A 20,643-nucleotide genomic window follows, 5' to 3' on the forward strand; every position below is an offset into this window, starting at 1 on the left:
GTATCGGGCCGCTGTCTTCCAAAACGGCCCGATACGGGCACTCGTTGTGCAGGTCAGTCGCGGTCTGCCAGCGTCACTTCGACGCCACCGACCAGATCCGACGACAGGTTGTAGATGAACGCGCCGATGGTGGTGAGAGCGGTGAAGAGTACGACATTGATCACACCGATCACCGCGGCGTAGCCGAACACCTGTCCGGCACTGACAAGTCCACCGTCACCGGATTCGTTGACGATCTCGGTGAAAGCACTATTGAGACGGTCCCATACGCCCATACCGTCGAGCACGGCGTACAGCAGGCCAACCGCGACCATCCAGACGAAGAACAGTGACACCGCGATGACGAGCGCGATCTTCAGCGTCGACCACGGATCGATCTTGCGGATCTGAATGGTCGCGCGCAGTGGGTTGCCGTCCGCGGTGGGCACTGCCGTGATGGCGGCGGGCGCGGCGCGGTCGGCCTGGTTCGGCTCGGGGTGCCGGACTGCGGACAGATCTGGCATGTCCTTGGCCAGATCCTTGCGTTCGATATGACGGGTCGGTCCGTCGATCACCGCTGCCTTCGACCGAGCGGCCTCGCGCCGTTCGGTCTTGTCCTCGGTGGACTCACGCTGAGCGGGCTCGGCGGTCGTGCGAGCAGACCGGTCGAACTCGGCGTTCGCTGGAAGGGCTGCGCCTCGACCGGAAAGATTGGTCTGAGGCTGGTTCTGCGGCTGCTGACGGTCCTCCGCGCCCTGCTGCGGCGGACGCTGACCAGCACCACGCTGCCACGGCGGCGTTCCCGACCCACCCTGCGGACCCTCGACAGGCTGAGCAGGCATTGCCTGGGTCGCGGCCGGTGCAGCATGGTCTTGCTCGCGAGCAGCCGGGGAAACCGATCGTTCCGCACGAGTCGCGTCACCGTCACCCTGGGCCGAACCCTCCGGTGCGTGCGATACCTCGGTGGGTGCGGGGCCTCGCGGCGGTGCCGGACGAGACGGCGGTCCTGTTGGCGCCTGTCGTTGTGGGGGCTGACCGTTAGCCGGTCGATCCGCGTTGGGCTGGCCGGAGCCGGGCTGAACCGGCCGAACAGGCGGGCCCTGGGTGGTCGCTCCCGGCGGAGCCTGCGGCGGGGGTCCCTGGGGTGCAGGAGGTCCCTGACTCGCAGGTCCCTGAGCTCCAGGCGGCCGCTGCGGAGGTAGGCCCTGTGGCGGTCGGGCCGGGCCGTTGGGAGCACCCTGCGCCGGACGCACCGGCGGGCGGGAGTTCCCCTGAGGAGCCGGTCCGCGGCCGGCGGCGGGTGCCGGACGAGTGGCAGGCTGCGGACGGCTGCCCGGACGAGCTCCCTCGGGCGGCGCAGGCCGCGCGGGCTGCTCGGCCCGCGGCGCCTCGCGGCCGTCCGGTGCGCCGCTGGGGCCGGGCCTGCTACCAGGCCGGTTGGGAGTGCTCACTTACGACTCCTTCGCTGCATCGTCTTCGGTGCCCACGGCATCCGGTTCGATCTCGTCGGCGTTGCGCGCGATCGCGAGCAGTGTGTCGCCTTCACCGAGATTCATCAACCGCACGCCCTTGGTCTGTCGGCCGGCTTTCCGGACCTGCTTGGCAGCAGTCCGAATGACACCACCACTGGATGTGATGGCATACAGCTCGTCCTCGTCGTCGACGATGAGAGCTCCCACCAGCGTGCCACGCTTGGGGTCGTACTGGATTGTCAGTACTCCCTTTCCGCCGCGGCCCTGCTGCGGGTAATCCTCCATCGCAGTGCGCTTGGAGTAGCCACCCGACGTCGCGACCAGCAGGAACTTGTTCTCGCTGACGACGTTGAGCGAGAGCAGCTCGTCCTCACCGTTGAATCGCATGCCCTGCACACCGGACGTCGCGCGACCCATGGGTCGCAGCACCTCGTCGGTGGCGGAGAACCGGATCGACTGCCCCTGGGCCGAGACGAGCAGCAAGTCGTCGTCGGAGGATGCCAGGACTGCGCCGACCAACTCGTCGTCGCCGCGCAGGTTGACCGCCACGATGCCGCCGCTGCGGTTCGAGTCGAAATCGGTCAGACGCGACTTCTTGACCAGGCCGCCCTTGGTAGCCAGCACCAGGTAAGGGGCGTCCTCGTAGGTCTTGATCTGGATGACCTGCGCGATGCGCTCGTCGGGCTGGAATGCGAGCAGGTTGGCGACGTGCTGCCCGCGAGCCGTTCGGTTCGCCTCGGGCAGTTCGTACGCCTTGGCCCGGTAGACGCGACCCTTGGTGGTGAAGAACAGGATCCAGTCGTGCGTCGAGCAGACGAAGAACTTGCTGACGATGTCGTCCTGCTTGAGCCCTGCACCCATCACTCCCTTGCCACCGCGCTTCTGCGAGCGGTAGAGGTCGGTCCTGGTGCGCTTGGCGTATCCGGTCTCGGTGATCGTGACGACCACGTTCTCCCGCGCGATCAGATCCTCGTCGTTGACGTCCCCGTCGGCGGCGATGATGCGGGTACGTCGGTCGTCGCCGAACTTCTCGACGATCTCGGCGAGCTCGTCTCGCACAATCTGTCGCTGACGATCCTCGTTGGCCAGAATGTCCTTGAGGTCCGCGATCGTGATTTCCAGCTCGGCCAGATCATCGATGATCTTCTGACGCTCGAGGGCGGCGAGGCGCCGCAGCTGCATGTCGAGGATCGCCTGCGCCTGGATCTCGTCGATGTCGAGCAGGTCGATCAGTCCCTGCCTGGCCAGATCCACCGTCTGCGATGCGCGGATCAAAGCAATGACCTCGTCGAGCGCGTCGAGCGCCTTGACGAGTCCGCGCAGAATGTGTGCGCGTTCCTCGGCTCTACGCAGCCGGTACCGCGTGCGGCGAACGATCACATCGAGCTGGTGAGTGACATAGAAGCGGATCATCTGGTCCAGACGCAGGGTGCGCGGGACGCCGTCGACGATCGAGAGCATGTTGGCACCGAAGCTGGTCTGCAGCTGCGAGTGCTTGTAGAGGTTGTTGAGCACGACCTTGGCGACGGCGTCGCGCTTGATCGTGACGACGATGCGCATACCGACGCGATCGGACGACTCGTCGTCGATCTTCGAGATACCGGACAACTTGCCGTCACGGACCTGCTCGGCGATGGAGGTGATCAGGTTGTCGGGGTTGACCTGGTACGGCAGCTCGGTGATGACGATCGTGGTGCGACCGTTGGAGTCTTCCTCGATCTCGACGACGCCGCGCATGCGGATCGAACCGCGGCCGGTCGAGTACGCATCTTGAATTCCCTGGCCGCCGACGATGAGTCCGTGGGTAGGGAAGTCCGGACCCTTGACGCGTTCCATGCAGGCCGCGAGAGTCGCTTCCTCGTCGGCCTCGAAGTTGTCGAGGGCCCAGAACACCGCGTCGCCGAGCTCCCGCAGGTTGTGCGGGGGGATGTTCGTGGCCATACCGACGGCGATGCCGTTGGAGCCGTTCATCAACAGGTTGGGAACTCGCGACGGAAGTACCGTCGGCTCTTGGGTTTTGCCGTCGTAGTTGGGGATGAAGTCGACGGTTTCCTCGTCGATGTCGCGCAGCATCTCCATCGCAAGCGGGGTCAGGCGCGCTTCGGTGTATCGCATGGCGGCGGCACCGTCGTTGCCGCGCGAACCGAAGTTGCCCTGGCCGTCGACCAATGGGTAGCGCATCGACCACGGCTGAGCCAGACGCACCAGCGCGTCGTAGATCGAGGTGTCGCCGTGGGGGTGGTAGTTACCCATCGTTTCGGCAACGGGGCGTGCGGATTTCACGTAGCTACGGTCGGGACGGAAGCCTGAGTCGTACATCGCGTACAGCACGCGTCGGTGCACCGGCTTGAGGCCATCGCGGACCTCGGGCAGTGCACGGCCGACAATGACGCTCATCGCGTAGTCGATGTAACTGCGCTGCATTTCCTGCTGGATGTCGACCGGATCGATCCGGTCTCCACCCTCGGCATTGGTGGTCGAACCCGGCGGGGGTCCTACCGGCGGTTCGGTGATGTCAGACATGCAAATCTCCTCGAGAAACGGTCACCTTCACGCGCCGAGAGCACTCGTCTGCGCGTGAAGGGAAGTGACTAAACGTCAAGAAAGCGAACATCTTTCGCGTTGCGGGCGATGAAGCTCCGGCGTGCGGACACGTCCTCGCCCATCAGCACACTGAACAGTTCGTCTGCGGCAGCAGCATCGTCGAGGGTGACCAGACGCAGCACTCGCACAGCCGGGTCCATGGTGGTTTCCCACAGTTCCTTGGCGTTCATCTCGCCGAGACCTTTGTACCGCTGGACGCCGTCTTCGACGTTGATCTTGCGCTTGTTGGCGATACCGGCCTCGAGCAGTCCGTCGCGCTCGCGATCGGAGTACGCGAAGTCGGGCTCTCCGCGGCTCCACTTGAGCTTGTACAGCGGCGGCATGGCGAGGTAGACGTGGCCGTTCTCGATCAGCGGACGCATGAACCGGAAGAGCAACGTCATCAGCAGCGTCGAGATGTGCTGGCCGTCGACGTCGGCGTCGGCCATCAGCACGATCTTGTGATATCGCAGCTTGGTGATGTCGAACTCGTCGTGGATGCCGGTGCCGAACGCGGTGATGATCGACTGGACTTCGTTGTTCTTCAGCACGCGGTCGATGCGAGCCTTCTCGACGTTGATGATCTTTCCGCGCAACGGCAGGATCGCCTGGAACATCGAGTCGCGGCCCGATTTGGCCGAGCCGCCTGCGGAGTCGCCCTCCACGATGTAGATCTCGGACTTGCTCGGATCGTTGGAACGGCAGTCGGCCAGCTTGCCCGGCAGGCCGCCGATGTCGGTTGCGCTCTTGCGCCGCACCAACTCTCGTGCCTTGCGGGCAGCCATCCGCGCCTGTGCGGACGAGACCGCCTTGTTGATGATGGTCTTGGCGTCGGCGGGGTTGGACTCGAACCAGTGCGAGAGGTGCTCGTTGCAGGCCTTCTGCACGAACGAGCGAATCTCGGTGTTGCCGAGCTTGGTCTTGGTCTGTCCCTCGAACTGCGGTTCGCCGACCCGGACCGAGATGACGGCGGCCAAGCCCTCGCGGATGTCGTCGCCGGTGAGCTTGACGTCCTTTTCCTTGACGAGCTTCTTCTCGATCGCGTACTTGTTGACTGTCGAGGTCAGCGCGGTACGGAAGCCCTCTTCGTGGGTACCGCCCTCGTGCGTGTTGATCGTGTTGGCGAAGGTGTGTACCGATTCGGAGTAACCGGCGTTCCACTGCATCGCGATCTCGACCTCGTGGCCTTCACCCTTACCGGTGAAGCCGACGACCGAGTTGTGGATCGCAGTCTTGGTGCGGTTGATGTGTTTGACGAAGTCGACCAGGCCGTCCGGGTAGTGGTACGTCCGCTTGCGCACCTTGGCCGGCTTCGCGTTGGCCGCGTCGGCCTGCTCTTCCTCGGCGGTCTTGGGTGCCTCGGCGGTCTCACCGAGTTCTTCCTCGGTAGCGTCGGTGGCTGCGACACGCTCGTCGGTGAAGTTGATGGTCAGTCCCTTGTTCAGGAACGCCATCTCCTGCAGGCGACGGTGCACTGTCTCGAAGCTGTAGTCGAGGGTCTCGAAGATCTTTCCATCGGCCCAGAAGCGGACCGTGGTTCCGGTCTCCGTGGTGTCGCCGACAGTCTCGAGAGGGCCGGGCTTGGCGTAGTCGTAGGTCTGTTTGTAGCGGTGACCGTCTCGCGCGATCTGCAATTCGACCTTGGTGGACAAGGCGTTGACGACGGAGATACCGACGCCGTGCAGTCCGCCGGAGACGGCATAGGAGTCGGAGTCGAACTTGCCGCCGGCGTGCAGCTGGGTCATGACGACCTCGACGGTGGGAACACCGGAGGAGTGCATGGCGACGGGGATACCGCGGCCGTCGTCCTTGACCTCGACGCTGCCGTCCACGTGGATGGTGACGTCGACGGTGGAGGCATAGCCGGCCATGGCCTCGTCGACGGAGTTGTCGACAACCTCCCAGATCAGGTGATGCAGGCCTCGTTCACCGGTGGAACCGATGTACATACCGGGCCTCTTACGAACCGCTTCCAGGCCCTCGAGGACCGTGATGGAAGATGCGCCGTAATCCTTGCTGTTCTCACTGTTACCTGACTTCTGGGCAGCCACGGTTAGCTGGTTCTCCTTCTACGCGTCCACTACCCCGCTCACACCTGCACCAGGTGCTACCGCAGAGGGTCGGCACGGTCTTTCGACCGTGCACGTTCCATGCGTTTGTTCCGGGCTTCTGTCGTACCGGTCCATAGTACTGGTTGGCTGCGACAGCGTAGGCACGATGACACCCCTAAAAGGCCCCTGATTGCTTCACAGACGCATTTTTTCGATACCGGACGGCAAAGATGAAGGGTAAAACCGGCGATTCGGCTACAGATCGAGAACGATCCGCTCTCCATCCGAACGCGACACACAGATCAACATCTCGTTCTTCTGCTCCTCGGATGTGAGGCGATTCTCCCGGTGTTGCGGTGTTCCGTTGAGTACTCGCACCCGACAGGTCCCGCAGAAACCCTGCTGGCACGAGTACGCGATATCGGGCCGAACACGTCGAATGGCATGCAGCGCAGTCTCTTCCGCACCGACAGACAATATCTCTCCCGAGTCGACGAGCTGCACCTCGAATTCCGTACCGTTCTTCACCGGCGGCGGCGAGAACCGCTCGAAGTGCAGATGCGTGGCCGGGAGGGCATCGAACGACGCGCGAACCAGATCGATCATGGGCGGCGGACCACATACGTAGACCGATCCGCCGGCTGCCGTCGATCCCAGCAGATCCATGCTCGACGGCATCCCGTCCACGTCGTCGGTGCGGACGGTCACTCGTGCGGGATCCCAGCCCGCGATCTCCTCCAGAAACGGCATCGACTCACGCGAGCGACCGCAGTAGACGAGGTGCCAATCCATCTCGAGGGCACGGGCTCTGCGCACCATCGAGATGATCGCCGTGATACCGATTCCGCCGGCCACGAACACTGCATGTTCGGACGGGACGAACGGAAATCCGTTGCGCGGTCCTCGAATCGACACCTGTGTGCCCACCGTCAGAGCGTGCATCTCCGGGGATCCACCACCGCCACCCGGCACCAGTCGTACTGCGATCGAGTACGACTCGTCGCTCGGCAGACCACACAGGGAGTACTGCCGTCGCCGACCGGACGGCAGGTAGAAATCCAGATGCATTCCCGGCGCCCACGCCGGCAGGGTCGACCCGTCGGCCGCGGCGAAGGTCAACTGCACCACCGGCTCGTCGACGCAGAGCACCTCCCGGGAGACCAGTGTCAGTTCTCGGGTGCGCGCGACCGGAGGTGCAGCGAACGAGCCGTCGTACTCGTCGTTGTCGAGTAGGGCGAACCACTTGTCGAGCGCGTCGGTGACCAGAGACACCGTCTGATCCGGCTCGTCACGCCCGTACAGATTCTGTGGAATCGTCCGACCTACTCGAAACGAGTCGACCTTCTGAGCCATTGCGCCGAGCTTGCTCCGCAACGTGCGTTTGGTCATCGATCAGCGGACCGCGCCGCCGGAGAGGTAGCAAGGTACTGCACAGCCTGAGCCGTCGAGCCTTCCTGGGACGGATGATAGGTGCTCTTGAAGTACCGCAACGACGCCTTGACCATGGACATCGGTGTAGGGAACAGCCCGGACTTCGCCACTCGTCTGAACTCGCGGAACGACGGCGTGCGCTGCTTCGGCGACAGGTGCGCCAACGTCGGATCCTGGCTCATCAGGTAGCGAACGCCGCGCGTCCAGAACCAGACGAGGGTGGGTGCAATGACAACGTAGGTACGGATCCGCCGCGCCGGCCTGACATCGAAGTAGCGCATCACCTCGTATGCCACCGAACGATGCTCCACTTCTTCGGCACCGTGCCAACGCAGCAGGTCCAGCATCACCGGATGGACATCGGCTTCGTCCAGCTCCTTCGCATTGAGAACCCAGTCTCCGAGGAACGCGGTCAGGTGCTCGGCCGCGGCGATCAGGGCGAGCCGCTCGACCAGACTGTTCTGTCCGTGGCCAGAACGATTACCGAGAGCGCGGCCGAACAGGAACTTCATCTGATCCACGTACGGATCGACATCGATGCCGTGTGCGCGAAGCTGGTCGTGGACATCGGTATGGGCCTGCGCGTGCATGGCTTCCTGGCCGATGAAACCGATCACGTCGTCGCGCAACTGATCGTCGTGGATCAGCGGCAACGCCTCCTTGAACGTGCGCACGAACCACTCCTCGCCCTCGGGCAGAAGCAGGTGCATCACGTTGATCAGGTGCGTGGCCAGCGGATTGCCGTCCATATAGTGCAGCGGCAGAGTTTCCCAATCGAACTCGACGTTTCGAGCGTGCAGAACCACTCTGTCTTCGGGGGTCCCATCGACGTCGACCGCCGCTGTCGACGGCTTCTTCGTAGGTGCAGACACAACTTCTCCTCGTCCGATGGCCGCGTGTAACAGTATTCGGTCCCCCGACCGTCGCGTGTTCCGAATCACGCTACGCACACCGACAGTCTCACAGCAACACTGCCCCCAACATCTGTTGAGGATCACGTGGACCAGGCACTACGACAAACCTACTTTGGGAACAGTCACTATCCGTAGGTGTCTCTCGGACCCCGACCTCGGACGTGGCGTTCACCTTTTCGCCAGCTCTGAGTGGTCGGCCCGGTGATACGAAGTGAGGTCACCACACCGTGGCCGACCGCCGCGGCGATCTTGGCCAGAATCTGGGACTGCATCAGCCTCAGTTGCGTCGCCCATGCCGTCGACTCGGCGGAGATACTGAGCACTCCGTCCTTGAGCCCGGTGGGGTCGGCGTGCGCCGAGATGTCCTCACCGACGACGCTGGCCCAACGCCCCAACACAGCACCTTCGGACACCTTGGCCGACCATCCACGCTTGGACGCGATCGAATTGGCGAGTGCACCGAATGCCTGCGGATCACGGTCGTCTGGCCCGGCGCCCGACCAACCACGTCGCCGACGCCCCCGCAGCGCACGGACGCCACCCGTCGGAGACGACCGCCCCTGCCCCACCGACTTACCACTGGCCTTGGCCGCGGCGCGCGCGTCCTCGAGTGCACGACGCGCGAGATCGACGCCCTTCAACTCCGGCGTCTCGCCCTTGTCTGCCGATGCTCCTTCGTCGTCGTTCATCGAGCCTCGCTCTCCTCGCGTGCGGCGTCGACGGTGATCGACAGATCCGTGATACGCGAGATACGGCCTGCTGCACCGGATTCCGAGTTCTGCTGGGCTTCGACGCCGTAGCGACGGGCATCGAGCTCGGGTGGTACGTCCTCCGGTACCGCGGCCGTGATCAACACCTGCTCGGCACCGGCCGCCACCGTCGCGAGCGCAGTACGCCTCTTTCGGTCGAGTTCGGCGAACACGTCGTCGAGCATCAGCACGGGATCTGTGCCGTCCTCGCGCAACAGGCCGAAGGACCCCAGCCGCAACGACAAAGCATACGACCACGATTCACCATGGCTGGCAAACCCTTTGGTGGGCTGATCACCGAGCATCAACTCCACATCGTCTCGATGAGGCCCCACCAGACACACACCGCGTTCGATTTCTCGCTGTCTCATCACCGAGAGTTGGTGCAGGAAAGCGGCTTCCAGCACATCGACATCATCCGGTAACGGGGCTCGGCCGGCGTCGGAGAATTCCGGCGGCAATGCTTCGGCAAGGCTGCAGCGATAGGACAGTGTCGCGGGTCGCGATTCCGGCGCGATGGACCCGTAGGCCTGCTGCACAAAAGGCATCAGCTCGTGCACCAAACCTATTCTGGCAGCAAGCAATCGAGCTCCGTGCGCCGCAAGATGCCCGTCCCACACATCGAGTGTGGCGAGGGCACTTGCTCCGTCGCTCGACGACGATCCCCGGCGCAACGAGCCACTGGCTGTCTTGAGCAGTGCCGATCGCTGACGCAGAACCTTGTCGTAATCGGCACGGACAGTGGCCATTCGAGGAATCCGACTGGTGAGCAGTTCGTCCAGATACCGTCGTCGTTCGCCGGGGTCCCCACGCACGAGCGAGAGATCTTCGGGAGCGAACAGCACACTCTGCAACACGCCCAGAATCTCCCTCGGTCGTCGCAACGGCGAGCGGTTCATCCGAGCCTTGTTGGCCTTGCCCTCGAGCAACTCCACGTCGATGATCAGCTCACGACCGTGATTGACCACGGCGCTGCCCACGAACGCCTTGGAGGCGCCCGCCCGAATCATCGGAGCGTCCGTCGACACGCGATGCGAGGACAACGTCGACAGATAGTTGAGCGACTCGAGCAGGTTGGTCTTGCCGTGCCCGTTCGGTCCCACGAACACGGTCGAGCCCGGTCCCAGGTCGACGGTGACGTCGTCCCAGGATCGGAAGTCGTGTAGCTGCAGAGACCGGACGAACACTTACTCGTGTTTCGGGGCCGGTGCGCGCAGGGTCTCGTCGGCGTCTGCCTTCTTGACCGCGTGCCCACCGAATTGATTACGCAAAGCCGAGACGGCCTTCATGGCCGGCGAATCCTCTTGTCGTGAAGCGAATCTCGCGAACAGCGCGGCAGAGATCACCGGAGCGGGCACGGCGTGGCGAATAGCTTCCTCGACGGTCCAACGACCTTCACCGGAGTCCTCGGTGTATCCGGAGATCTCACTGAATTCCGGATCCTGACCGAGTGCCTCGACCAACAGATCGAGCAACCAGGACCGCACGACAGTGCCCTTGCTCCACGCCCGCAGCACACCTTGCACGTCCTGCACGAGCTCTTCGGCTTCGAGGATTTCGTAGCCCTCGGCGTATGCCTGCATCAATCCGTATTCGATGCCGTTGTGCACCATCTTCGAGTAGTGACCCGCGCCGACCGGGCCGGCGTGAACGAATCCGTCCGCGCGTTCGCCTTCCGGACGCAGAGCATCGAAGATCGGCATCGCGTGGGCGACGTGCTCGTCCTGACCGCCGACCATCAGGCCGTAGCCGTTCTTCAAGCCCCAGACGCCACCGGATACACCGGCATCGATGTAGCCGATTCCCTTGGCGTCCAACAACTCTGCGTTGGGCTTGTCATCGGTGAATCGTGAGTTTCCACCGTCGATCACCAGATCGCCCGGTTCGAGGACGTCCGCCAGACCGGTGATGGTGTCGCGGGTGATCTGGCCGGACGGAACCATCACCCACACCACCCTCGGCGCCGTCAACGACTGAGCCAGACCGGCCAACGACGGGGTGTCCGTCACCTCCGGCCGAGGGTCGTAGCCGATGACCTCGTGACCATGCTCGCGCAACCTCTCGCGCATGTTGAAGCCCATTTTTCCGAGACCGACCAAGCCCAGCTGCATGATGACGCGTCCTTGTCTGTGTCAGGTGCGAAAGTTTCCGCGGGTTCAACAGTAACCAGGCAGGATCAGCCGGGCAGCCTGACGGGCATCAGCAGATATGTGTACTCGGATTTCGGCGCCGCGAACTTCCCTGCGTCGTCGGCCACCAGTTCTTCGTCCGACGTCGGACGCAACACTGCAGGCCGGCTCGGCGTCGTGAATCCGAACGTCACCTTCTCGCTGTGCAGCGAAGACAACCCGTCGATGAGGTATCCCGGGTTGAAGGCAATGGTCAATGCTTCGCCCTGGAAGTCGGCAGGTAGAGCTTCCTCGGCGCGACCAGCGTCGTCGCCACCTGCGGACAGCAGTACGCCGTCGGCGTTGAATTCCAGGCGGACCTGCGCACCGCGCTCGGCCACGAGTGCCACACGCTTGATCGCCTCGATCAAGGATGCGATCTCGAGAGTCGCCACGGCAGTGTGCTCGGCCGGCAACAACTGCCGGAACTTCGGGAATTCGGCGTCGAGCAGTCGCGTGGTGGTGCGGCGCCCATCGCTGACGATGCCCAGCAAGCCGTCGCTACCGATGGACGAACCGGAACCGAGGGCCAGTTCGACCGGTGAGCTGGCGTTACCGCCCAAAGTTTTCGCCGACTCGGACAAGGTCTTCGCCGGGATGAGCACCGCGGTGGTGGTGTCGGCGCCGGCGGGAGTCCAGTCCACCTCACGAACCGCCAACCGGAAGCGGTCGGTGGCAGCGAGAACGACGTTGGTGCCGTCGATCTCGACGCGGATACCGGTGAGCATGGGAAGCGTGTCGTCCTTGCCCGCCGCAATGGCGACCTGGGCAATTGCCTCGGAGAAGACGTCACCGGCCAGCGAACCGGTGTTGCTGGGCAACTCGGGGAGCTGCGGATAGTCCTCGACCGGCATCGTCGGGAGTGAGAACTTGGCGCTTCCGCAGTTGACCAGAACGCGGGTTCCGTCGACCGTGACGTCGACCGGCTTGTTCGGCAGCGACTTGGTGATATCGGCAAGTAGCTTGCCCGACACCAGAACTCGGCCTGCCGTGGCGACCTCGGCCGAGACTTTGACCTGAGCGGAGACCTCGTAGTCGAATCCGGAGACCGTCAGACCCTGCTCGTCGGCAGCAAGCAGAACTCCACCGAGAACGGGAACGGGCGGCCGTGACGGCAGGCTACGGGCTACCCACGCCACGGAATCGGAAAAATCTTCACGAGCAACGCGAAACTTCAAACTTCCAAGCTCCATCGCTCGGCATTTCCTCTCGTTCGGTGGCGTTCGTCCTCACGGCCGGAGCGGTGCAACCACGATGGTTGCGGCTCGAACCGATGCAACGACGAGTGTGGCACATCCAGCGCAAGCACACCGTATGCCCTCCGAACCCGAGACGAAAGCTCGAGGTTTGTGCCGAGCCCGGGATTCGGGTCATCTTCGGGGGCCTGTGAACGGATCGTTCCCCAACACCTGTTTTCAAAGAAGTTCTTTCAAGGAGAAAACAGAAGTATTAATAGGTCCTGTGGAATCTGTGCACGAACAGTTCGATCCGCTGGTCGCCTCGCGTGGTGTCGTGAGGATGAATTCGGGACCAACATGCGATTGACGCTCGGCTGCCTGTGGACGAATCTCATCGGTGCACAGGCGCCCACACTCCATCCCCAGATCTTCGATGTTGTCCACATAGTTATCCACAGGTGTGAATCAATGGTCGACGTCGGAAAAATCGATCGAAATCGAGTCGAAAATCTGTCTCGCTCAGGGGTGAGAAACAGCGACGGCACCGAACCCGCGATGGGATTCGGTGCCGTCTTCTGTGTTCGTCTGTGTTCGTCTGTGCCCGGTGGGCTAGCGCTTCGAGCGTTGCTTGATCCGGGCCGTGAGCTCTTGGACCTGGTCGTACACCTTGCGGCGCTCGGTCATCTCCTTGCGGATCTTCTTGTCCGCGTACATGACCGTCGTGTGATCTCGTCCGAACGTCTGGCCGATCTTGGGCAGCGACAGATCGGTGAGCTCGCGGCAGAGATACATGGCGATCTGCCTGGCCATCGCCAGTGCTCTGGCCTTACCCGGGCCGCACAGATCCTCGATGGAGGTGTTGAAGTACTCCGCCGTGACAGCCATGATCGTTGCGGCATTGATCTCGAGACTCGACGAATCGGGAATGAGATCGCGCAGCACCACCTCCGCCAGAGTGAGGTCGAGCGCTTGCCCGTTGAGAGATGCGAACGCCGTCACACGGATCAGGGCGCCTTCGAGCTCACGGATGTTTCGTTCGATGCGGCTGGCGATCAGCTCGAGGACGTCGTGTGGCACGTCGAGGCGGTCCATCCGAGCTTTCTTGCTCAGGATCGCGATGCGTGTTTCGAGCTCGGGCGGCTGTACATCGGTGATCAGGCCCCACTCGAAGCGGGTACGGAGCCGTTCTTCCAGGGTTGCCAGCTGCTTGGGGGGCCGGTCGGACGACACCACGATCTGCTTGTTGGCGTTGTGCAGGGTGTTGAAGGTGTGGAAGAACTCCTCCTGGATGCCTTCCTTGCCCTCGATGAACTGAATGTCGTCGACGAGCAGTACGTCCGTCTCGCGGTAGCGGCGCTTGAACGCGACTTTGCGGTCGTCGCGGAGACTGTTGATGAAGTCGTTCGTGAACTCTTCGGTGGAGACGTACTTGACGCGCATTCCCGGGAACAGTCGCTGCGCATAGTGACCGGCCGCGTGCAGGAGATGAGTCTTGCCCAATCCCGACGCACCCCATATGAACAGGGGGTTGTAGGCGCGGGCCGGTGCTTCGGCGATGGCCACGGCGGCTGCGTGAGCGAACCGATTGGAGGCGCCGATGACAAACGTGTCGAATGTGTACTTCGAGTTCAAGCTGTTCGCGCCCGACGACGGCGGCGTCGATTCGGGCGGTTTCGTGAAATACGTCGGCCACGAGTTCTGCACGCTGGCCAGCGCCTCGCGCTCGTCGTCCACCTCTTCGTAATCGGCGGTCTCGGAGTCGGAAGGCTCGTCGTCTCTGCTGGTCAGGACGCGGCGCCGGTAGGTGGGCGAGCTGACGGCGTCGGGATAGGCCGACCGCTCGGAGTCGATCTTCTCGTCCTCGGGAGCGGAGATCCGGACTCCGAGACCCTCGACACCCTGACCGAGATGTCGGCCCAGTGCTCCGAGGATCGGCTCGCGAAGGTCCCGCTCGATCGCTTCTTGAGCGAAGGTCGAGGGAACGGCCAGCAGGGCGAACCCCTGCGTCAGAGTGAGCGGTTTGACCAGCGCGAGCCAGGCTTTCTGGCCCTTGGTGAGGGGAGACCCACTGTGACGGTCGGAAGTGAGTTCCGCGACCACCTCGGGCCAGATACGCGCGAGCGCATCCGGATCGTCGTTCACGTCGATCCCTCCGTTGTCGAGCATCGGTGTCTCGGCGGTGGTTGGACCGTCGAGAGTTGGTCTCGTACGGGTACGACGCGAGAAACTAGTGCGTCGTTTCCTGCCCGCGCGGCGTCGGCGTCGGATAGCGTCGTCGATCGTGCGTCGCCGCGGCTGAGACCAGGGTCCGTGGGTGGACCCCGCAAGGTACGAATATGCCACCTGATCTGTGTTTCCACACAATTATCCACAGGTGTGGATAAACGACACCGATGTGACCCCAGGACTCTTGCCGGCTCGTGCTTTCACGCACGCACTAGTCTGACCTGCATCGATGGTCGTTGTCTGTCGTACGATCGGACGAACCGCGTCGACTCGATCGGTCATCGGCGAACGATGTGGACGCGGATCACACCCTCGGTGGCCGAATTTGCCGGTGCCTGTGCATGAACTGTCGATCCGGTCGGTTCGGAGCGAGTTTGACCACCGGTGACTCGATCAGTACTCTCGAACAGTCACCCAATAGCGAGGTGGCCGATGCTTGCTGGCTGCTCACAGTCTGTCTTCACTCGGATTTCTCGCTCGGGAGGCAAGCGACTTCATCCGAACTCGCTGGAACCTTTACAGCAGGCGCCGACAGATCGGCGTCTTCGAATCTCGAGGAGTGTTGACCGTGGCCAAGGGCAAGCGGACGTTCCAGCCGAACAATCGCCGCCGCGCGCGCGTTCATGGCTTCCGTCTTCGTATGCGTACCCGTGCGGGTCGTGCAATCGTTTCCGCACGTCGCGGCAAGGGCCGTAAAGAACTCACAGCCTGATATTCGTTCGTCCGGACTTTGGAGCTCGGGATGCTTCCTGAGCCGAATCGACTACACCGAGCACGTGATTTTTCCGTAGCGGTGCGTCGAGGACGCCGAATGGGTAGATCTGATCTGGTCGTTCACGCCGTTGTGCGGGACGAGCAGGACATCGCATCGACCGTTCGGGGACCACGATTCGGATTGATCGTCAGCAAGGCAGTCGGGCCGGCCGTAACTCGTCATCGAGTTGCGCGCCGGCTTCGGCATATCTGTACCGACGTGATCGGTGAGCTCCCCGAGACCACCGACGTGGTCATCCGCGCATTGCCGGGTGCCGCCACAGCGTCCTCGGCAGATCTATTCGTGCAACTGCGTTCAGGATTGAAGAAGCTCGGTCTTCTCGAAGCTCCGAAGGGTCCGCCGTCATGACATTCATGGGCAACCTTCGTTCCATTCCTGCTCGATCTCTCATGTACTTCATCGGGTTGTACCGAACCTATGTGTCCCCGATGAGACCCCCTACCTGTCGCTTCTCCCCCACCTGCAGCGAGTACGCCATCGAGGCGCTCGAGGTGCACGGGATGATGAAGGGCTCGTTGCTGGCAGTCGTCCGCCTCCTCAAATGTGCTCCCTGGCACTCTGGAGGATGGAACCCGGTGCCCGACTCCGGTAAGTGGCGCGCGAGCGTCACCGAGATGACCGAAACCGAAGAACACCACGATCTCGTGCGAGTGGAAGAACAGAGGAGTACATAGAGCCGTGCTCGACTTCATTTACTATCCGGTTGCCTGGATTCTCTGGGTGTGGCACAAGGTGTTCGGCTTTGTGTTCCAGGATCCCAGCAATGGATTCGCCTGGGCGCTGTCCGTCGTCTTCCTCGTCTTCACCCTGCGCTTGATTCTGTACAAGCCCTTCGTCAAGCAGGTTCGTACGACGCGGCAGATGCAGGAGCTGCAGCCGCAGATCAAGGCTCTGCAGAAGAAGTACGGCAAAGACAAACAAAAAATGGCCGTCGAGATGCAGAAACTGCAGAAGGAACACGGCTTCAATCCGCTGATGGGCTGTCTGCCCGTGTTGGCACAGGCACCGGTGTTCATCGGTCTGTTCCACGTGCTTCGCTCGTTCAACCGCACCGGCACCGGTGTGGGCCAGCTCGGCCTGAGCCCGGAAGAGAACCGCGAACTCTCGAACTACGCGTTCAGCGTTGCCGACGTGCAGTCGTTCCTCGACGCTCGACTGTTCGGAGCTCCGATTTCGGCATGGATCACCATGCCGCAGGAGCAGCTCAACGCGTTTGCCGTCGGACCGGGTGCGTCCATTCCGTCGACGTTCGTCATCGCGGCGGTCTCGATTCCACTGATGATCATCGCGGCGATCATGACCCACATGAACTCGCGTGCATCGGTGGCGCGTCAGAGCGCCGCGGCAGCTGCGAACCCGCAGTCCGCAATCATGAACAAGCTCGCGCTGTACGTGTTCCCGTTGGGTGTCTTGGTCTTCGGTGCCCTGCTGCCGATCGCGATCCTGCTGTACTGGGTCAGCAACAACACCTGGACCTACGCACAGCAGCACCTGGTATTCGGAAAGATCGACAAGGAAGAAGCCGCCAAGGCTGCTGCTGCCGTGGAGAAGCGTTCCGAGAATGCGCCGAAGCCAGGCGTGAAGCCGGTATCGGTCACCAAGCCGAAGCCGGGTGCGCGGCCGAAGCTGTCGAAGATGACGCCGGTAGACGACGATGCGACGACCGACAGCAGTGACACCTCGGACACGACCAACGGTGCGGCGACCCCGGTCCGGCCGAGACCGCAGGCGAACCGGAACAAGTCGACCAAGCGCAAGCGGCGCTGACCGACACGTCGAGAGAAGGACGAAGATGGCAGCGGACGTAGAAGAAGCTCAGAACGACGAAGTACAGAAGCCAGTCGGTGCGGTATCCGGGGATGGAGTGAATGACGTGATGGTCGAGGCGGATCAGCTCAGTGCGGTCGACGCCGATGCGGACGAGAAGCCTGTGATCGAGGAATCCCCCGCCTCCGAGGGGGTCGAAGGAAAGGCCGCGAAGGTCGCGCCTGACGATGCCGATGACGACGATGATGATGACGACGAGGACTACTTGGTCGAGGAAGGCGAGATCGCCGGCGATTACCTCGAACAGCTTCTCGATGTTCTCGACTTCGACGGAGACATCGATTTGGACGTCGAGGGCGACCGGGCCATCGTCAGCATCGATGGTGGGGACGATCTCGCCAAGCTCGTGGGCCGTAAGGGTGAGGTTCTCGATGCCCTTCAGGAACTGACCCGCTTGGCTGTTCAGCAGTCGACCGGAGAGCGCAGCAAGTTGATGCTCGACGTTGCCGGTTGGCGGGCGAAGCGTCGTAGCGAACTGGGTAACCTCGGTGCCGAAGCCGCGCGTCGTGTGTTGGAATCGGGTGAGCGAGAAGAACTGACTCCGATGACGCCGTTCGAGCGCAAGATCGTGCACGATGCAGTCGCCAAGATCGAAGGCGTTGCCAGCGAAAGCACCGGCGTCGAGCCGTCTCGACGGGTAGTTGTCGTCAAGGCTTAGGCAGCTCCATAGACTCAACAGTTTTACGATCTGATGGCCCTCACTTCGGTGGGGGCCATCGTCGTATCCGGGCCAGGGTTCTTCCGGTTCAGGTGGAATGTCATCCATGTAATTCGACTGGGTGAAGGTCCGTCGAAAGTGGATTTTCGATCGATCTTGTCGCCGAATAATTCCGATCCAGCCATGCGCGATGCTTTCGTCACTGTGACGCGTGGTTGCGTCACTGGTTGTCCGTGGTTGATGCGAGTTGAGCTTTGTTGTTTCACGTGAAACAGGCGACAGGGATCGTGAGTGGCCGTTCCGGAGGTGCGGGCCTTTAGGCGGGCCGAATCCGAGGACGGTGTCGAAGTACGTATCTCCGACGGTCATCTCCGACGGTCACAACAGAGTCGCGATGTTTCACGTGAAACCGGGATTGAGTGGCGCTGGTATGAATCGGTTTCATTGACTATCGGTCGGTGCCGATGATGATGCGGTCCACTACATCGAGTGTCCGAGTCACGATCTGACTTTCTAGGTTTCGTCGGAGCAGCTTCTCCCGATTTGCCTCGGAGTTGGATCGGCGTCGCGGACGTGATGGCCGCGGACACCGTGGGTCTAATCGGCGACGGATGAAACGTCACCCCGTATCCCGTAGACCGTGTTGTGGCGGATAGTCGACAGGACCGGTCGCAACTAACCGGAAAGTTCGCCAATGTGGTTGCTCGGATACTCCGACATCGTGCGTGCTCAACCCTGCCGGATGCCCGACAAGATCTTTCACCCTGGAGATCGACTGAGTGGCCTTCTCTGAGATTCTCGTTGTCGCTGCACCGCGGTCCTCCCAAGTCGGCGCCGCCGCTCCCCCGCACGAACGCACAGCGTCGGCCCACCGAAGTTGACGCGGCTACACGCCAGGGGTACATCAGGTGGAGCTGGTCGTGAACCGATCCCCCGGTTCGCCCAACATGTCGAGGATCTGGGACGGCGGGAATCAGACGGGATAATCTTCGCGATCGAGAACCGAACGCTGAAAAGATAGGACGCGACCCCGGGGTGCGACACCCATCGGAGCGGGGCGATGCGGCGACACAGTGATCGGTGAGTTTCACGTGAAACATCGTTCACGTCGGTCCTCGAGATCTGAGGCCCGTCGGACTTCGCCTTGAGTCGGACCCTGAGATGCCCGCGGGACGGGACCCGAGGCACCGAACATGATGAGTGTGGGTAGGCCCGGCGACAGAGTCCCCCGCCGGATTGGATCCCCTCGACTCCACCGAGAGGCTTCGGCAACGAGGGAACGGCAACCGAGGGAACGCGACAACAGCTGGGCACCGGTGCGTGGAACCGAAAGCAGTGTCACGTGAAACGTCACTGCTCGCGAGCCGTCGAGATCTCGATGACCGACGGACTTCTCGAGTTGATGGTCCCGACGTACTCCCGAGGATGGCGCCCGATCTGTCGAAGGTGCAGTGTCCGTCAGCGAGACGACAGCGCTCTCACCACACTAGGTCGGGTCACTTACCGAGTGTCTGGGGAACCGAGCGGGAGCCTGCGTTATCAGAATTTTGCGCGCGTCGAACGGGATGGAGTTTCACGTGAAACATCTGGGAGTCTCGCTACAGCTGGGCCACCTCCGTGACGGGCCACATGCTAGGTGACCCCGCATCCCCTCGTCTGTCCGTTCGGATGCACCGTTGTCCCTGCGCCGTCTGGATCTGGTAGCCGGCTGGATTCGGATCTTCAGGGTGGAGGTCGACAGACGGCATCGACGGGATCGGGAACCGTACATCGATGAACGCCGATAGAGGTGGCACTGCACGGGGTGACGAAGACCGGATGGCCCGTCCTCGTGAGTGATATCGCAATTAATATGCTGTTTCGAGCACTTACAGCGATGTCGTTTGGCGTTCCGTGCCCGGGCACGGGAAGATGTTTCACGTGGAACAAGAACGCTCGGATAGCACCCAGTTGATGGCAATCGCGGAGCAGGTATTTGGGGACCGAATCGAATTGGCCCGGCAGTATCACGACTCGTTGGCCACTGCGGGCGTCGAGCGCGGGCTCATCGGGCCTCGGGAGGTTCCACGACTGTGGGAGCGCCACATCCTCAATTGCGCGGCGATCGGCGAACTCATAGACGAGGGTGAGACCGTCGTGGATATCGGCAGCGGCGCAGGACTCCCCGGAATACCGTTGGCAATCGCGAGGCCGGACTTACGTGTCACGCTCGTAGAACCGCTTCTCCGTCGCACCGTGTATCTCGCCGAGTTCATCGAAGAGCACGATCTGAACGTCTTGGTTGTCCGTGGTCGCGCTGAGCAGCCCGGCGTCAAGAAGGAGGCCGGCGGTGCCGATGTGGTGACGTCGCGGGCAGTGGCGCCGTTGGAGAAGCTCGCCAAATGGTCGCTCCCTCTGGTGCACGATCACGGTCGGATGCTTGCGCTGAAGGGATCGAGCGCCGGTGAGGAGATCGAGCGAGACCGGGCTTCCCTCACTCGGATGGGTGCTGGCAAGCTGGAGGTCGTGGAGTGCGGAGTGGGCCTGCTGCCTACTCCTACCATCGTCGTCAGAGCGGTCCGTCAACCTCGGAGACCGGGCCGTCGCTGAGATCCGGTTGGACTCGTCAGTCCTGCGCTCGTCCCTGTCGATC

At 62.6% G+C, this 20,643-nt stretch carries 16 protein-coding genes; 6 read left to right on the forward strand and 10 right to left on the reverse strand.

The annotated features are described in order from the left end of the window. Positions 1-53: 53 nt before the first annotated feature. The 10 genes from O4220_RS01935 to dnaA form a co-directional block, all read right to left on the reverse strand. A complete protein-coding gene (locus tag O4220_RS01935) occupies positions 54-1,430 on the reverse strand; it encodes a DUF3566 domain-containing protein (RefSeq protein WP_269601862.1) in 1,377 nt (458 codons plus the stop codon). Beyond that, positions 1,431-3,974 carry a DNA gyrase subunit A gene (gene gyrA / locus O4220_RS01940; protein ID WP_269601863.1) on the reverse strand — a complete coding sequence of 848 codons (2,544 nt, stop codon included), beginning with the start codon at positions 3,972-3,974 and terminating at the stop codon, positions 1,431-1,433. 68 nt (positions 3,975-4,042) lie between these two features. Continuing rightward, positions 4,043-6,085 (reverse strand): DNA topoisomerase (ATP-hydrolyzing) subunit B, encoded by a 2,043-nt coding sequence (gene gyrB, locus O4220_RS01945; RefSeq protein WP_269601864.1) that lies wholly within the window; start codon positions 6,083-6,085, stop codon positions 4,043-4,045. Positions 6,086-6,340: 255 nt separating this feature from the next. Further along, complete coding sequence (locus tag O4220_RS01950; protein WP_269602241.1) at positions 6,341-7,438, reverse strand: PDR/VanB family oxidoreductase; 1,098 nt, start codon at positions 7,436-7,438, stop codon at positions 6,341-6,343. Positions 7,439-7,470: 32 nt separating this feature from the next. Continuing rightward, entirely contained in the window at positions 7,471-8,388 is a 918-nt protein-coding gene (locus O4220_RS01955) for a metal-dependent hydrolase (RefSeq protein ID WP_269601865.1), read from the reverse strand. Positions 8,389-8,555: 167 nt separating this feature from the next. After that, positions 8,556-9,119 carry a DUF721 family protein gene (locus tag O4220_RS01960; protein ID WP_032378760.1) on the reverse strand — a complete coding sequence of 188 codons (564 nt, stop codon included), beginning with the start codon at positions 9,117-9,119 and terminating at the stop codon, positions 8,556-8,558. Further along, positions 9,116-10,366, reverse strand: a complete 1,251-nt coding sequence (recF, locus tag O4220_RS01965) for a DNA replication/repair protein RecF (RefSeq protein WP_269601867.1) — start codon at positions 10,364-10,366, stop codon at positions 9,116-9,118. Before recF ends, O4220_RS01960 begins: the two co-directional genes overlap by 4 nt. After that, complete coding sequence (gnd, locus tag O4220_RS01970) at positions 10,367-11,290, reverse strand: phosphogluconate dehydrogenase (NAD(+)-dependent, decarboxylating) (protein ID WP_269601868.1); 924 nt, start codon at positions 11,288-11,290, stop codon at positions 10,367-10,369. A gap of 65 nt (positions 11,291-11,355) precedes the next feature. Further along, the gene (dnaN, locus tag O4220_RS01975) at positions 11,356-12,540 is read right to left on the reverse strand and encodes a DNA polymerase III subunit beta (protein ID WP_269601869.1); all 1,185 of its coding nucleotides are present in this window, start codon (positions 12,538-12,540) and stop codon (positions 11,356-11,358) included. A gap of 594 nt (positions 12,541-13,134) precedes the next feature. Beyond that, positions 13,135-14,691 (reverse strand): chromosomal replication initiator protein DnaA, encoded by a 1,557-nt coding sequence (gene dnaA, locus O4220_RS01980; RefSeq protein ID WP_420030298.1) that lies wholly within the window; start codon positions 14,689-14,691, stop codon positions 13,135-13,137. A 628-nt stretch (positions 14,692-15,319) separates the two neighbouring features. Here dnaA and rpmH point away from each other — a divergent pair. The 6 genes from rpmH to rsmG all read left to right on the forward strand — a co-directional run bounded on the left by rpmH (position 15,320) and on the right by rsmG (position 20,600). Continuing rightward, the gene (gene rpmH, locus O4220_RS01985; RefSeq protein ID WP_026347786.1) at positions 15,320-15,463 is read left to right on the forward strand and encodes a 50S ribosomal protein L34; all 144 of its coding nucleotides are present in this window, start codon (positions 15,320-15,322) and stop codon (positions 15,461-15,463) included. 30 nt (positions 15,464-15,493) lie between these two features. Then, positions 15,494-15,874 carry a ribonuclease P protein component gene (gene rnpA / locus O4220_RS01990; RefSeq protein ID WP_269601871.1) on the forward strand — a complete coding sequence of 127 codons (381 nt, stop codon included), beginning with the start codon at positions 15,494-15,496 and terminating at the stop codon, positions 15,872-15,874. After that, entirely contained in the window at positions 15,871-16,200 is a 330-nt protein-coding gene (gene yidD, locus O4220_RS01995) for a membrane protein insertion efficiency factor YidD (protein ID WP_269601872.1), read from the forward strand. The genes rnpA and yidD overlap by 4 nt, the downstream gene beginning before the upstream one ends. A gap of 4 nt (positions 16,201-16,204) precedes the next feature. After that, positions 16,205-17,293 carry a membrane protein insertase YidC gene (yidC, locus tag O4220_RS02000; protein WP_269601874.1) on the forward strand — a complete coding sequence of 363 codons (1,089 nt, stop codon included), beginning with the start codon at positions 16,205-16,207 and terminating at the stop codon, positions 17,291-17,293. 265 nt (positions 17,294-17,558) lie between these two features. Beyond that, entirely contained in the window at positions 17,559-18,011 is a 453-nt protein-coding gene (locus O4220_RS02005) for a protein jag (RefSeq protein WP_332112795.1), read from the forward strand. Between the two features lie 1,911 nt (positions 18,012-19,922). After that, the gene (gene rsmG, locus O4220_RS02010) at positions 19,923-20,600 is read left to right on the forward strand and encodes a 16S rRNA (guanine(527)-N(7))-methyltransferase RsmG (RefSeq protein ID WP_269601877.1); all 678 of its coding nucleotides are present in this window, start codon (positions 19,923-19,925) and stop codon (positions 20,598-20,600) included. The last annotated feature ends 43 nt before the right edge of the window (positions 20,601-20,643 follow it).

The sequence above is a fragment of the Rhodococcus ruber genome, from assembly GCF_027270735.1.
GTDB lineage: Bacteria > Actinomycetota > Actinomycetes > Mycobacteriales > Mycobacteriaceae > Rhodococcoides > Rhodococcoides rubrum_A.

Excerpts from the sequence above, each read along its gene's own strand:
- gyrA (WP_269601863.1), bottom strand. The coding sequence starts at position 3,974 with ATGTCTGACATCACCGAACCGCCGGTAGGACCCCCGCCGGGTTCGACC.
- O4220_RS01950 (WP_269602241.1), bottom strand. The coding sequence starts at position 7,438 with ATGGCTCAGAAGGTCGACTCGTTTCGAGTAGGTCGGACGATTCCACAG.
- O4220_RS01960 (WP_032378760.1), bottom strand. The coding sequence starts at position 9,119 with ATGAACGACGACGAAGGAGCATCGGCAGACAAGGGCGAGACGCCGGAG.
- gnd (WP_269601868.1), bottom strand. The coding sequence starts at position 11,290 with ATGCAGCTGGGCTTGGTCGGTCTCGGAAAAATGGGCTTCAACATGCGC.
- dnaN (WP_269601869.1), bottom strand. The coding sequence starts at position 12,540 with ATGGAGCTTGGAAGTTTGAAGTTTCGCGTTGCTCGTGAAGATTTTTCC.
- dnaA (WP_420030298.1), bottom strand. The coding sequence starts at position 14,691 with ATGCTCGACAACGGAGGGATCGACGTGAACGACGATCCGGATGCGCTC.
- rnpA (WP_269601871.1), top strand. The coding sequence starts at position 15,494 with ATGCTTCCTGAGCCGAATCGACTACACCGAGCACGTGATTTTTCCGTA.
- yidD (WP_269601872.1), top strand. The coding sequence starts at position 15,871 with ATGACATTCATGGGCAACCTTCGTTCCATTCCTGCTCGATCTCTCATG.
- rsmG (WP_269601877.1), top strand. The coding sequence starts at position 19,923 with ATGTTTCACGTGGAACAAGAACGCTCGGATAGCACCCAGTTGATGGCA.